This window comes from Microbacterium sp. NPDC060117 (assembly GCF_042729315.1).
Taxonomy (GTDB): domain Bacteria; phylum Actinomycetota; class Actinomycetes; order Actinomycetales; family Microbacteriaceae; genus Microbacterium.
This window is the reverse complement of record NZ_JBHWXR010000001.1, coordinates 712,965-727,023: the sequence shown is the minus strand read 5'-3', so window position 1 is coordinate 727,023 and position 14,059 is coordinate 712,965. Positions and strand designations below refer to the sequence as shown.

Below are 14,059 nucleotides of genomic sequence, written 5' to 3'. Positions count from 1 at the left end.
AGGGGCGTGCGTTGGTGGTCATGGGGCCGATTATTACCGACGGTGACCTCCCGTGTCAAAACGGACCGAGTCGAAGAATTCGGGCGTAGCGTGAAAACGTGGGGATTTCTGCAAGCACTGACCGGTTCGTGCTCACTCGTGAAGACGATGCGTCGCGCTACACGCTGACGCGCGACGGGGTGCTGGTGAGCGTGCTCGACTACCGCGACGACGGACGCACCATGGCGCTGACACGGGCCTTCACCGTCCCGTCTTTCCGCGGATCCGGCTATGCCGCGGTCGTCGTCGAAGGCGCGGTCGACGACATCGCGGCGCGAGGGGAACGGCGCATCGACGCGGTCTGCTGGTACGTGGCCGACTGGTTCGACGCGCACCCCGAACGGGCCGGTCTGCTGCGCGTGCGCTGACGCCCTATCGCTCTGCGCGGCGAGTGTGACGTTCTGTTACGCGTATGACGGGCGAGCCGGGAACTTCCGCTCCGGTGGCGTCTGCGGCACGCCTCGGACGCAATGTCGGACCCCGTCCGTAGCGTTGAGGGCATGAAGATCCTGCACACCTCGGACTGGCACATCGGCCGGACCTTCCACGGGCACTCCACCCTGGAAGCGCTCGCCGAAGTGCTCGCCGCGCTGGTCGTGCAGGTGCGGGAGAACGACGTCGACGTGGTGGTCGTCGCGGGTGATGTGTTCGATTCCGCGACTCCGGCCGCCCCCGCCTACACGCTGCTCACCGACACGCTCGTCGCGCTGCACGAGACGGGCGCTCGCGTGATCGTCACGAGCGGCAACCACGACTCGGCGGCCCGGCTGGGCTTCCAGGCGCGTCTGCTGCGGGAGGGGATCCACGTCATCACGGATCCGCGCACGATCGGCGAGCCGATCACGATCGACGACGCCGACGGACCCGTGCGCTTCTTCGGCATCCCCTACCTCGAGCCCGCCATCGTGCGGCAGTACGCCGCCTTCCAGAAGCCCGCCTTCCAGAAGCCCGCCGCTGCGACGCCCGCGGACGCCGGTGCGGGCGCGGACGACGGCCGTCCGCTGCGCACCCAGGCTCAGACGCTCGCACACGCCATGGGGCTCGTCCGTGCCGGGATGGCCGAGCACCCGGGGCGCTCCGTCGTGATCGCGCACTGCTTCGCGGCCGGCGTCGACGCGACGACCGGTCTGGAGCGCGAGATCCGCCAGGGCGGCATCGACATGGTGCCGGTCTCCGTGTTCGACGGCGCGGACTACGTCGCGCTCGGGCACATCCATGGGCGTCAGGCGCTCACCGAGCGCGTCCGCTACGCCGGTGCGCCGCTGCACTACAGCTTCGGGGAGCAGCACAAGCCCCGCGGATCCTGGCTCGTCGACCTGGCCGCGGATGGCGCGGTCGACGCGCAGTGGCTGGGGCTCCCCGTGCCGCGCCGGCTAGCGACGCTGACCGGGTCCCTCGATGAGATCCTCTCCGCCGAGAACGTCGCCGCCCACGCCGACGACTGGGTGTGCGCGGTCTACACCGATGATCTGCCGCAGACCGAGCCCATGCGCCGCCTGCGCGAGAAGTACCCGTTCTGCGCGCTCGTGCAGCACGAGCCCGCGCGGACGGAGACGGTCGAGGAGCGGTCGTACAGTGAGCGGCTGCGCGCGGCCGCGACCGATGAGGAGCGCATCGACGCCTTCCTCGCGCATGTGCGGCACGGGGCCGGGGCGTCGCCGCGCGAGCAGGAGCTGATCCGCGAGGTGCTCGACGACCGCGCCCTGGCGGAGGCGCTCGTCTAGTGCAGCTGCATCGACTCGAGATCGAGGGCTTCGGTCCGTTCCTGCGGCGTCAGACGATCGACTTCGACGCGTTCGCCGACGACGGCGTCTTCCTCATCGGCGGCCGCACCGGCGCGGGCAAGTCCAGCATCCTCGATGCCGTGTGCTTCGGGCTCTACGGCAACGTGCCGCGCTACGAGGGAGGCGAGAAGCGCCTGCGCAGCGATCACTGCGAGCCCGCGGATCCGACCGAGGTCGTCGTCGAGTTCAGCACGGTCGCCGGGCGGTTCCGGGTGACGCGATCGCCCGAGTACCAGCGCCCGGCGAAGCGCGGCGGTGGGCTGACCAAGCAGGCGTCCGCTGTGGCGCTGGACGAGCTCATCGGCGGGGACTGGATCGGCCGGGCCGCGCGGGAGGTGGATGTCGCGCACGAGTTGGACGAGATCCTGCAGCTGAACCTGCAGCAGTTCCTGCAGGTGATCCTGCTCGCTCAAGGGCGTTTCGCGCGATTCCTGCTCGCGGACAGCAGGGAGCGCCAGTCGCTGCTGCGCCGGCTCTTCGGAACCGGCCGGTTCGAGGATTACCAGGCCCGTTTCGACGAGCGCCGCCGCGCGTCGGAGCAGGCGCTGGGCGCGGGGCGCGCGACCGTGGTGGCCCGCGTCGAGCAGGCCGAGCATCTCGTCGTCGAGAACGAATTGACCGGAGCGGGTTCGGGCGCCGAGGCGATCCCGGCCGACGTCGATGCTTCGATCGACGCACGACTGGACTCGCTGCACCGGGCGAGGGCCCGGGCGGACTACCGGGCCGAGCAGCGCCGCCAGGAGCGGGACCTGGCCGATGCCGCGCACGGAACAGCGGCCGCCGCGCACGCGGCAGCCCGCGAGGAGCGCCAGGCGCAGGCGGAGCGGGACCGTGCCCGTACGGCGCTCGCCGCGCTCGACGCCGATGCCGACCGGATCGCCGCGGACCGGCGCACGCTGGAAGACGCCAGGGCCGCTGAAGCCCTCCGGCACGTGCTGAGCACGGCGGAGCGCACCGCGGCCGCCGCGGCGACCGCCACCTCGCTCGCCGCCGAGGCCGAGGCTGCGTGGCGGGAGATCGCCGCAGACGACGACGCGGCCCCGGAGGGGGCTTCTGCGGAAGCGCTGCGGGCGTGGGCGGCCGATCGCGCCCGGGCCAGCGGCGCCTGGCAGCAGGCGGCGTCGGCCGAGGGCCAGCTCGCCGCCCATGAGGCGGCGGTGACGACGGCCCTGAGCGAGCGGGAGGCCGCGACGGCAGAGCGAGCGAGCCGCGAGTCCGAGCGCGCCGCCCTGCCCGCCGCGATCGAGGCGTTGACCGCGGAGCGCGACGACCTGCGTCGGCGGGCCGACCGTGTGGCGGATCTCGAGACCGTCGTGACGCTGGCCGCGGCGCGGCTCGAGGGCGCCGGCGCCGTCGCGGCGCGCACCGAGGAGCGGAGCGTCGCCGAGCGGACGGTCGCCGATCGGGAGCAGGAGGCAGCGGCCGCGTTCGCGCGCGCCGCGGACCTGCGTCGCCGTCGCGACGCAGGGATGGCGGGCGAGCTCGCGGGAGCACTGCTCCCGGGCGTGGCCTGCAGCGTCTGCGGATCCACGGAGCATCCGGCCCCGGCCGTGCACGCGGATCCGGTCTCGGCGGACGATGTCACCGAGGCCACGGACGCGCGGGAACGCGCCACCGAGCAAGTGCGCGCGGCGACGAAGGCCCTGGCGGCGCTGGACGCAGAACTGGCCGCCGCGACCGTGCGTGCCGACGGGCGCACGGTCGAGACCGCCGAGACCGAGCTCGCCGTCGCGCGCGCGGAGCAGGACGCCGCCACGGCAGCGCAGTCCGCTGCCACGGCAGCGGACCAGCGCCTCGCCGACCTGCGGGGGACGGCCGACCGGCTCGAGACGACGATCGCCGGTCTTGCCGCCCGCGAGGTTGAGGCGGGCGAGCACCTCGCCCTCGCCCGGCAGGTGCTCGCCGCCGCGCAGGATTCCATCGCGCAGGCGCGTGGAGCCTTCCCCACCGTCGCCGCGCGCCTCGACGACGCGGCCGCCCGGATCGCGGCCGCGGAGATGCTCGCTGCGGCGATCGAGGAGCGCGAGTCCCGGTCCGAGGCGGCGTGCGCCGCACGCGCCGAGCAGCAGGAGGCACTGACCGCGTCTCCGTTCGACGACGTCACCGCCGCCGGGGCCGCGCTGCGCAGCCCGGTCGACCAGTCCGTGCTCGAGGAGCGGATCGCCGCGCACGCCGCAGAGCGCACCAAGGAGCGGGCGATCCTGCTCGACCTCGAACTGCGCACCCTGCCGGACGAACCGATCTACCTGGCTCCGTTCGAGTCCGCGGAATCCGCGGCGCGTGCGGCATGGACCGCCGCCGTCGACGCGGCCAGCCGGGCCGACGGGATCGGCGCGCAGCTCGGAGCCCTCCTCTCCACAGCCGTCGCCGAGCACGGCCGTGGTGCGGCCGCAGCCGCGGATCATGAGGTCCTGCAGCAGCTCGCCGACGCCGTGGCCGGTCGTGGGGCGAACACGTACCGGATGAACCTGGAGACGTTCGTGCTCGCCGCCGAGCTCGAGGAGATCGTCGCGGCGGCGAATCTGCGCCTCGCAGACATGTCCTCGGGCCGCTACCAGCTTCAGCACAGCGATGCGCGGGCCGCGCGCGGGGCTGCGTCCGGCCTGGGCATCGTCGTGTTCGACGCGTTCACCGGGCAGACCCGGCCCGCCCAGTCGCTCTCCGGCGGGGAGACGTTCCTCGGCTCTCTCGCGCTCGCGCTCGGGCTCGCCGAGGTCGTCACCGCCCGTGCGGGCGGCATCCAGCTCGACACGCTGTTCATCGACGAGGGCTTCGGATCCCTCGACGGCGAGACGCTCGACGTGGCCATGCGCACACTCGACGAGTTGCGCGCGGGTGGCCGTACGGTCGGCGTCATCAGCCACGTCGAGGCGATGCAGGAGCAGATCCCGGCACAGATCACGGTGCGGGCGACCCCCGACGGACCGAGCGTGATCGACTCCTGACGTCGGGTCTTGTCGTGGACTCGTCGTGGCGCGGCGTTTCGTCCCGGTCGCCTGCGGCGTCCTCGCTCAACGACTCCGAGGGTGAGGCAGTGGACGTCGAGCGCGAGCACTGGCGCAGCCGGAGCGAGACGAAACGCGGCCGTCGTCAGAGCAGCTCGTACACCGTCGCGTTGGCCATGCCGCCACCCTCGCACATCGTCTGCAGGCCGTATCGGATCCCGTTCTGCCGCATGTGGTGCAGCAGGGTCGTAGCCAGGCGTGCGCCGGATCCGCCCAGCGGGTGTCCGAGAGCGATCGCGCCGCCGCGAGGGTTGACGAGCTCCGGGTCGGCACCGGTCTCGGCCAGCCAGGCGAGCACGACGGGCGCGAACGCTTCGTTCACCTCGAAGGCGCCGATGTCGGCGATGCCGAGGCCTGCGCGGGCGAGCACCTTCGCGGTCGCCGGGATCGGACCGGTGAGCATGAGGATCGGATCCGAGCCCACCACGGCGACGCTGTGCACGCGGGCGATCGGGGAGAGCCCGAGCTCAGCGGCACGCGCGCTCGTCATCATGAGCACAGCGGCCGCGCCGTCGGAGATCTGCGACGCGCTTCCCGCCGTCACCACGCCGCCCTCGAGGAACGGTGTCGGCAGAGTCGCCAGGCGCTCGACGGTCGAATCGGGCCGGATCCCCTGATCCGTCGTGACGACGCCCGAGGCGGTCGGGACGGTGACGATCTCGTCAGCGAACGCCCCGGACGCCGTCGCGGACGCAGCCCGCTGGTGCGAGCGCACGGCGAACTCGTCCAGCTCGGTGCGGGTTAGCCTCCACCGCTGGGCGATCAGCTCGGCGCCGATGCCCTGGTTGCCGAGGTCAGGGAAGCGCTCGTGCATGAGCGGGCCGTACGGATCCTGACCCGCGACGCTGGAGAACATCGGCACACGCGACATCACCTCGACCCCGCCTGCGACGACGATGTCCGCGTAGCCGGCGATGATCGCGGCAGCGGCGCTCTGGATCGCCTGCTGCGACGAGCCGCACTGCCGGTCGATCGTCATCCCCGGCACGTGCTCGGGCAGTCCTGCGGCGAGGGCGACGTTGCGGCCCACGTTGAAGGACTGTTCGCCCACCTGTGACACGCACCCCCACACCACGTCGTCGACGAGGGCCGGATCCACACCCGTGTCCGCCAGCACCGCACGGATCGGGTGCGTGGACAGATCGACCGGGTGGACGCCGCTGAAGACGCCGCGTTCGGGCTTGCCGATGCCGACCGCCGTGCGACGCGCGGCGACGATGACCGCATCTCTGCTGCTCATGCGTCCATTGTCCTCCGGTGGCGGTTTCGAAGAGCGCACATGGCTCGATCCGCGGCGCGAATGCCGCCATTCGCGCGCTTCGAACCGGGGAGGTTCGTCACTCCACCGTCACCGACTTCGCGAGATTGCGGGGCTTGTCCACTTCGTGTCCGAGCAGCACTGCAGCGTGGTAGGCGAGCAGCTGGGTCGGGATCGTCAGCAGGATCGGATCCAGTTCGGGCTCGTTCTTGGGGACGACGATCGTGCGGGCGTCGAGGTGCGCGAGCTCGACGCCGGCATGGGTGATCGCGATGAGCGGTCCCTTGCGGGCGAGGATCTGCTCGGCGGCGGCGAGGTTGCGGTCGGTCAGCTCGTCCTCGGGGATGAGCGCGACGGTCGGCATCTCCGGGTCGATCAGCGCGAGGGGGCCGTGCTTGAGCTCGCTGGTCTGATACGCCTCGGCATGGATGTAGCTGATCTCCTTGAGCTTCTGCGCCCCCTCCCGCGCGACGGGGAACCCGCGCACGCGGCCGATGTAGAACGCGCTCCTGGCCTTCGCGATGTCCTCGGCGACCGCCGCGATCGGATCCGCGTCCTCGAGGATCTCCCGGATCTGCTCCGGGATCCGCTGCAGTCCGCGCAGGATGCGCTGGCCGTCCGCGTGCGACAGGTCGTGCAGCCGCCCGAGGTGCAGCGCGAGCAGGGCGAAGGAGAGCGCCATGTTCGTGAGCGCCTTGGTCGAGGCGACCGAGATCTCCGGCCCCGCGTGCAGGTAGATCCCGCCGTCGACCGTGCGGGCGATGGTCGAGCCCACGACGTTCACGACGCCGATGACACGGCCGCCCTTGCGCTTGATCTCCTCGACGGCGAAGGCGGTGTCGGCGGTCTCTCCGCTCTGGCTCACCGCGACGTACAGCGTGTCCGACTCGATGATGGGCTGGCGGTACCGGAACTCCGATGCGGCCTCCGCATCCGCGGGGATGCGCGCCAGATCCTCGATGAGCTGCGCGCCGAGCTGGCCCACGTAGTAGGCGGACCCGCAGCCCAGGATCTTGATGCGGCGGAAGCTGCGGAGCTCCCGCGGATCCAGTCCGAGCCCGTCCAGGCGGGCGGTGGCGAACCGCTCGTCCAGCCGGCCGCGGAGGACCATCGCGGCGGCGTCGGGCTGCTCGTGGATCTCCTTGAGCATGTAGTGCTGGTAGCCGCTGAGCTCGAGATCCTCCGCGGCGACGCTGATCTCGACGGGCTCCGAGCTGGTCGGGGTGTTGCCACGGTCGAAGGTGCGGAAGCCGGTCGCCGTCACGGTCGCCAGCTCGCCGTCGTTCAGATGCACAACCCGATCGGTGTGCCGCACGAGCGCGGCCACGTCGCTGGCCACGAGCATCTCCTTGTCGCCGATGCCGATGATCAGCGGGGATCCACTGCGCGCCAGCACGATCCGCTCCGGGTGCTGCTCGTCCAGCACGGCGAGGGCGTACGTCCCGGTGATGCGCCCGAGGGCGGCGAGCACGGCCTCCTCGAGGGTCTCCGCGCCCGACCGGGCGATGAGGTGCGCGATGACCTCGGTGTCGGTGTCGCTCGTGAGCGTGACGCCCGACTCCGCGAGCTGGGCGCGCAGAGCCGCCGCGTTGTCGATGATCCCGTTGTGCACGACGCTGATCCGGCCGTCCTGGCTGCGCTGGGGGTGCGCATTCTGCTCGGCGGCGGGGCCGTGTGTCGCCCAGCGGGTGTGGCCGATGCCGACCGTTCCGGGAAGGCGCTTCGGAAGCGCGGCCTCGAGCTCGCGCACGCGGCCCACCCGGCGGATCGAGGTCGTGCCCTTGCTGCCGAGCACGGCGATGCCCGCCGAGTCGTAGCCGCGATACTCGAGGCGGGTGAGGCCTTCGACGAGGACGGGGGCGGCGGCCTGGTGGCCGATGTATCCGACGATTCCGCACATGGTGGGGCTCCTCAGGAGTAAGGGGAAGGGGGCGGGTTCGGGCTCAGCCGTAGACGATGCGGCGCAGCTGCCGCTCGGAGAGCTCCGGGGCCGTGACGCGACGATCGCGCAGCTCCGCGGCGATGAGCGCGAACGCTTCGGCGTTGCGCGTGCCGTAGAGCTGGAGCTCGCCGTGGCGGCGGCGCACGAAGACCTCGACCGGCTCGTCGTACCAGGCGAGGACGTCGTCGACGACTCGCGCGGCGACGCTCGCCGGCAGACCGGTCGATGCCACGATCCGCTGGATCAGGTCATCGTCGGTCATCACACGAGTATGCGGATCTGGCAGGCCGAATGACAAGAATCTGCCCGAATTCGGGCAGATCACCCTCGCTCGCCGGGCCGATCCACCCGACCTCCGTCAGTTCGAAGCGCGCAAATGGCTCCATCACCGTGCGGATGCAGCCATTTGCGCGCTTTGAAACGGGACGGGTCTACAGTCCCAGGCTGCGGGCGATCAGCATGAGCTGCACCTCGGTGGTGCCCTCGCCGACCTCGAGGATCTTCGAGTCGCGGTAGTGCCTGGCGACGCGGTACTCGTTCATGAAGCCGTTGCCGCCGAACACCTGGGTGGCGTCACGGGCGTTGTCCATCGCCGCGTCGCTCGCGGTGAGCTTCGCGATCGCCGCCTCCTGCTTGAAGGGCTTGCCCGCCAGCATGAGCGCGGCGGCGTGGTAGTAGGCGCGACGGGCGACCTGCGCGCGCGCCTCCATGCGGGCGATCTTGAACGCGATGGCCTGGTGGCCGCCGATGTGCGTGCCGAACGCCTGGCGCTCCTTGGCGTAGCGGACCGCGTCGTCGACGCAGCCCTGCGCGGCGCCCACGGCGAGGGCCGCGATCGCGATGCGGCCCTCGTCCAGGATCCGCAGGAAGTTCGCATAGCCGCGACCGCGTTCGCCGAGGAGGTTCCCCTCGGGCACGCGCACGTCGTCGAAGGCCAGCCCGTGCGTGTCCGACGCGTTCCAGCCGACCTTGTCGTAGGGAGGGGCGACGGTGAAGCCCGCCGTGCCCGACGGCACGATGATGGTCGAGATCTCCTTGCCGCGCTCGGTCTCGCCGGTGACGGCGGTGACCGTCACGAACGCGGTGATGTCGGTGCCGGAGTTCGTGATGAACTGCTTCGAGCCGTTGATCACCCATTCGCCCCCGTCCAGGCGGGCGGTGGTGCGGGTGCGGCCGGCATCGCTGCCCGCGTCGGGCTCGGTGAGGCCGAACCCGCCGAGCGTCGTGCCTGCCGCGAGTGAAGGCAGCCAGCGCTGCCTCTGCTCCTCGGTGCCGAACCGGAAGATCGGCATGGCGCCGAGCGAGACGCCGGCCTCCAGCGTGATGGCGACGCTCTGATCGACCTTCGCGAGCTCCTCGAGCGCCAGGCAGAGGGCGAAGTAGTCGCCGCCCATGCCGCCGTACTCCTCGGGGAAGGGCAGGCCGAACAGGCCCAGCTCCGCCATGCCCGCGACGACCTCGTAAGGGAAGCTGTGCTCGCGGTCGTGCTGGGCGGAAACGGGGGCGACCACCTGCTCCGCGAAATCGCGGACCGTCGCGGACAGCTCGCGGTACTCCTCGGGGAGTTCGGAAGGGATCGTCTCGGACACGCAGATCAGCTCCTCAGTGAACGATCGGTAACTGAAATAGATGTTAGCGCGCGCTCACTCGACTGTCCAGGATCGCTATCCTTACGGGATGACCACCGCGAGGGCGCAGGGGAAGGCACGGACGAGGCAGTTGTTCCTCGACGCCGCCGCCCGGCTCTTCGCAGACCGCGGGTTCCACGCGGTCTCGATCGGCGAACTCGGCACCGCCGTCGGGGTCAGCGGGCCTGCTCTGTACCGGCACTTCCCGAGCAAGGACGCGATGCTCGAGGAGATCCTGATCGGCACCAGTGAGTTCCTGCTGCAGGGCGGATCCGAGATCGTCGCCGCTCCGCATGACTCGGATCTGGACGTGCTGGACGACCTCATCGACTTCCATCTCACGTTCGCGCTCGCGCATCGCGACATCATCCGCGTGCAGGATCGCGAGCTGGGCACGCTCCCCAAGGCGCCCAATCGCCAAGTGCGCAAGCTGCAGCGGCAGTATCTGGATCTCTGGGCCGGGGTCGTCGGACGGCTGCGCCCGGAGATCGCGCCGGCCGACCTCCAGGTGGCGATGCACGCGGTGTTCGGGCTGCTGAACTCGACGGCGCACAGCACGGAGAAGCTCGTCTCGGCCGATGAGCGCGGAATACTCTCCGGTGCCGCTCGGCGGGTGCTGATCGGCTGAGCGATCCTCGGGGAGGACCCGCTCAGTCCACGGGGCTGAGATCCTGGGCGGTCCACCGGACGCCGAGCACCTCGGGGGTGCGGATGACGTCCGCGATCGCGAGCTCGATCTGGTGGTCGTCGCGCTCGGGGCTGATCGCGATCGCCGTGATCACCACGATCTCGTCGGGCAGGTCGGCGGCGGCGACGGATTGCACCGTGAGCTCGGGGCGGTGCACGGCGTCGAACACGACCGCGCGCACATCGACCTCGTGCTCCCGCGCGCAGCGCACCTCGAAGGTGTACTCGACCTCGGTGTTCTTCTCCCGGCCTGCCGTGCCCCCGCGCCGGTCGAGCACTCGCCCGACCGGGCGCAGCAGCACGTTCGCCAGGATCACGGCCGCCGTGCCGGCCGCGCCGATCCAGACGAGGCCGCCTCCGGCGAGGGCACCCACCGCGGCCGAGGCCCAGAGGGTGGCCGCGGTGTTGAGACCGGAGATCGACGCGCCTTGTTTCATGATCACCCCGGCTCCGAGGAAGCCGATGCCCGAGACGATCTGCGCGGCGACGCGGGTGGGGTCGGCGTCGGGGCCATGGAAGCTGAAGGCGCCCATGATCACGAACAGGGCCGAGCCGAGGCTCACGAGGGCGTTCGTGCGCAGGCCCGCGGTGCGTGCGCGCCACTGCCGCTCGAACCCGATGAGCGCGCCGAAGGCGAGACCTGCGCTCAGGCGGAGGGCGATGTCGAGGGTGTCGATCATGGGAATCTCCTGGCGTGCGGGGCCCTCCGGACGATCCGCGGCGGATCGCCGGAGGGCCGGCGAGGCGAGCGCGACCGCGCTCGGGGATCAGATCCAGGCGCCGAAACGCCGGATGAAGGCCTTCTTGGCCACGTGGACGACGAGGCAGTAGACCGCGAGCGTCAGCACCAGCCAGGGGAAGTAGGTCCAGGGCAGCGAGACCAGGCCGAGCACGTGGCCCCAGCCGGTGAACGGCAGCACGAGGCCGAACACGCAGACGGCGCCGGTCGCGAGCAGCACGGGAAGGCCCGCGCGGGACTGCACGAACGGGAGCCGCTTGGTGCGCAGCAGGTGCACGATCAGGGTCTGCGAGATGATCGACTCGATGAACCAGCCCGACTGGAACAGTGCGGCGTGCGCGGGGCTGTTCGCCTGGAAGACGAACCACATCAGCAGGTAGGTGGTGATGTCGAAGATCGACGAGGTCGGTCCGATGAGGATCATGAACCGGGACAGCGTCTTCGTCTCCCACTTGCGCGGCTGCTCGATGTCGCCCTCGTCGACCCTGTCCCAGGGCAGCGTCAGCATGGACAGGTCGTAGGCGAGGTTCTGCACCAGCACGACGAGCGGGATCATCGGCAGGAACGGCAGCATCGCGCTGGCCACGAGCACCGAGAACATGTTGCCGAAGTTCGAGGACGCGGTCATCTTGATGTACTTCATCGTGTTGACGAAGGTCCGCCGTCCCTCGACGACGCCGCCGTCGAGCACGTTCAGGTCCTTCTCCAGCAGGATGATGTCGGCCGACTCCTTCGCGATGTCGACGGCGGTGTCCACCGAGATGCCGACATCCGCGGTGCGGAGGGCGGGAGCGTCGTTGATGCCGTCGCCCATGAAACCGACGGTGTGCCCGTGCTCGCGCATCGCCTCGACGATGCGCGCCTTCTGCGCGGGGTTCGTCTTTGCGAACACCGCGGTCTCGTCGGCGAGCTCGCCGAGCTCGCGCAGCGACAGGTCATCGATCTCGGGGCCGAGCACGATCCGTCCCGGATCCATTCCGATCTCGCGGCAGACGGTGGCTGCAACCAGCGGGTTGTCCCCGGTGATGACCTTCACCTCGACGCCGCGGTGCCGCAGGTTCGCGATCGCCGCGCCCGCCGTCGCCTTGGGCGGATCCAGGAAGCTGAGGAAGCCCACGAGCGTCATGTCGTGCTCGTCCTCGGCGGAGTAGTCGAGGAACCGGCCCTTCTCATCCGGCGCGATCGAGCGCACGGCGACGGCGAGCACCCGCATCCCGAGCTCGTTCTGGGCGGCGACGAGGTCGTCCAGCTCGATCCGGCGGGAGGCGGTCAGCTCGGTCTCCTCACCGTCCCGCAGTTCGTTCGTGCAACGGTCGAGCAGCTCCTCGGCGGCCCCCTTCGTGATGATCGTCTGAGCGAAGCCGTCGCCGACGACGACCGACATGCGTCGACGAACGAAGTCGAACGGCATCTCATCGACGAGGGAGAAGTCGCGGCGCACCTCATCGAGCATCCTCGGCCCCGCCGCGGCGAGGACCGCGCCGTCCAGCAGGTTGCGCAGCCCGGTCTGGAAGTGCGCGTTCGCGGCCGCATACCGCAGCGTACTCTCGGAGCGCGTGCCCGAGGTATCCAGGTGCTGCTCGAGCACGATGCGGTCCTCGGTCAGCGTCCCGGTCTTGTCCGTCGCGAGCACGTCCATCGCGCCCAGATTCTGGATGCTGTTGAGGCGCTTCACGATGACCTTGCGTCGTGCCATGAACTTCGCGCCCTTGGCGAGGTTCGCCGTCACGACGAGGGGCAGCATCTCGGGGGTCAGGCCGACCGCGGTCGTGACGCCGAAGAGGAAGGCGCTGGTCCAGTCCTTGGTGAGGCCGTTCACGATGAACACGACAGGCACCATGACGAGCATGAACTTGATCAGGGTGAAGGTGACCTTCTTGATGCCCTGGTCGAAGGCGGTCTCCGGGCGCGCGCCGACGATCGCGGAGGACATGCTGCCGAAGTAGCTGAGCCTTCCGGTGCCGATGACGACGGCCGTGCCGGATCCGGACACGACCGACGTGCCCATGAAGCCGAGGTTGGCGGCATCGACGATCGACGCCGTGGTCGCGGTCTTGTCTGCCTCGAAGGTCTTCTCCGCCGGCATGGCCTCGCCGGTGAGCATCGACTGGTTGATCTGCAGGTCCTTCGTGCGCAGGAACCGCACGTCGGCGGGGATCATGTCGCCCGCCGCGAGCTGCACGATGTCGCCGCGCACGATCTGCTCGATCGGCAGCTCGCCGGTGACGGGGCGGCCGTCAACGCGGCGGGTGATGGCGGCGGTCGTGCGAACCATCGCCTTGAGCTGCTCGGCGGCGCGCGAGGAGCGGTACTCCTGCCAGAAGCGCAGCAGGACGCTGACCAGCACCATCGCGCCGATCGTGCTCACGCCGGTGAAGTCGGGACCATCCAGGGGGTCGGCGAAGATCACGTCCGTGCAGAGCATGACCCCGGCGAGGAACATCAGGATGAGGATGAACGGGTTCAGGAACGTCTTGAGCAGCTGCACGACCGCCGGGGCCGGCTTGTCGTGCCGCACCTCGTTGGTGCCGTAGCGTGCGCGGCGCTCCTCGACCGCGCGCTCGTCGATGCCGTCGATGTCGCTGGAGAAGGCGCGCAGCGTGATCTTGGCGGGCTGGGTCGCGGAGTCCACGAGGATGCGCTGCTGTGCTGTGCTGAGGGTCGCGGTGGCTTCGCCGCGCTTCTTCGTCGCGGGGCGCGGCGCGCGGGTGGGGTCGGGAAGGGTGAGCACCTGGTCGTTGACGCGGAATGCGCGCATGGTCTGCCTAACGGTGAGGGCGCGACGGAGGACGCCGGCTCACTCGCAGGTCAGCGGGGAGGGCGGATCGTCGCGAAGAACGGGAGGGCTTCGGAGGATCCCGGCACGACGTCTCCGACGAGGCTTCGCCGTCGGAGGACCGTCCCGCCGGGGCGGGTCAATCGACTGTCGCTGTCAGGCACGGCGGTCACCTCCTTCGGGTCGGATCCTGGTCTCGCA

The 14,059-nt window shown here is 70.6% G+C and carries 10 protein-coding genes; 4 read left to right on the top strand and 6 right to left on the bottom strand.

All coding sequences use genetic code 11. From position 1 onward, the window contains the following. Positions 1–98 precede the first annotated feature (98 nt). The 3 genes from ACFWCK_RS03245 (at position 99) to ACFWCK_RS03235 (ending at position 4,768) form a co-directional block, all read left to right on the top strand. Positions 99–407: a GNAT family N-acetyltransferase gene (locus ACFWCK_RS03245; RefSeq protein ID WP_378804507.1), complete on the top strand. Its 309-nt coding sequence runs from the start codon at positions 99–101 to the stop codon at positions 405–407. A gap of 132 nt (positions 408–539) precedes the next feature. Next, positions 540–1,763, top strand: a complete 1,224-nt coding sequence (locus ACFWCK_RS03240) for an exonuclease SbcCD subunit D (RefSeq protein WP_378804505.1) — start codon at positions 540–542, stop codon at positions 1,761–1,763. Next, positions 1,763–4,768: an AAA family ATPase gene (locus ACFWCK_RS03235; RefSeq protein WP_378804504.1), complete on the top strand. Its 3,006-nt coding sequence runs from the start codon at positions 1,763–1,765 to the stop codon at positions 4,766–4,768. Before ACFWCK_RS03240 ends, ACFWCK_RS03235 begins: the two co-directional genes overlap by 1 nt. A gap of 145 nt (positions 4,769–4,913) precedes the next feature. Here the strand turns inward: ACFWCK_RS03235 and ACFWCK_RS03230 are convergent, their stop codons facing one another. From ACFWCK_RS03230 to ACFWCK_RS03215, 4 genes are all read right to left on the bottom strand, one after another. Beyond that, the gene (locus tag ACFWCK_RS03230) at positions 4,914–6,068 is read right to left on the bottom strand and encodes a thiolase family protein (protein ID WP_378804503.1); all 1,155 of its coding nucleotides are present in this window, start codon (positions 6,066–6,068) and stop codon (positions 4,914–4,916) included. A gap of 97 nt (positions 6,069–6,165) precedes the next feature. After that, positions 6,166–7,986, bottom strand: coding sequence for a glutamine--fructose-6-phosphate transaminase (isomerizing) (glmS, locus tag ACFWCK_RS03225; protein ID WP_378804502.1), 1,821 nt, complete (start codon positions 7,984–7,986; stop codon positions 6,166–6,168). 43 nt (positions 7,987–8,029) lie between these two features. Beyond that, positions 8,030–8,290 (bottom strand): hypothetical protein, encoded by a 261-nt coding sequence (locus tag ACFWCK_RS03220; RefSeq protein WP_233310150.1) that lies wholly within the window; start codon positions 8,288–8,290, stop codon positions 8,030–8,032. Positions 8,291–8,459: 169 nt separating this feature from the next. Next, complete coding sequence (locus ACFWCK_RS03215) at positions 8,460–9,617, bottom strand: acyl-CoA dehydrogenase family protein (RefSeq protein WP_378804500.1); 1,158 nt, start codon at positions 9,615–9,617, stop codon at positions 8,460–8,462. Positions 9,618–9,705: 88 nt separating this feature from the next. Here ACFWCK_RS03215 and ACFWCK_RS03210 point away from each other — a divergent pair, with 88 nt between their 5' ends. Continuing rightward, a complete protein-coding gene (locus ACFWCK_RS03210; protein ID WP_233310151.1) occupies positions 9,706–10,284 on the top strand; it encodes a TetR/AcrR family transcriptional regulator in 579 nt (192 codons plus the stop codon). Positions 10,285–10,306: 22 nt separating this feature from the next. Here ACFWCK_RS03210 and ACFWCK_RS03205 read toward each other — a convergent pair whose 3' ends face one another. Continuing rightward, positions 10,307–11,023: an MgtC/SapB family protein gene (locus tag ACFWCK_RS03205; protein WP_233310152.1), complete on the bottom strand. Its 717-nt coding sequence runs from the start codon at positions 11,021–11,023 to the stop codon at positions 10,307–10,309. An 87-nt stretch (positions 11,024–11,110) separates the two neighbouring features. Next, the gene (mgtA, locus tag ACFWCK_RS03200) at positions 11,111–13,840 is read right to left on the bottom strand and encodes a magnesium-translocating P-type ATPase (protein ID WP_378804499.1); all 2,730 of its coding nucleotides are present in this window, start codon (positions 13,838–13,840) and stop codon (positions 11,111–11,113) included. Between the last annotated feature and the right edge of the window lie 219 nt (positions 13,841–14,059).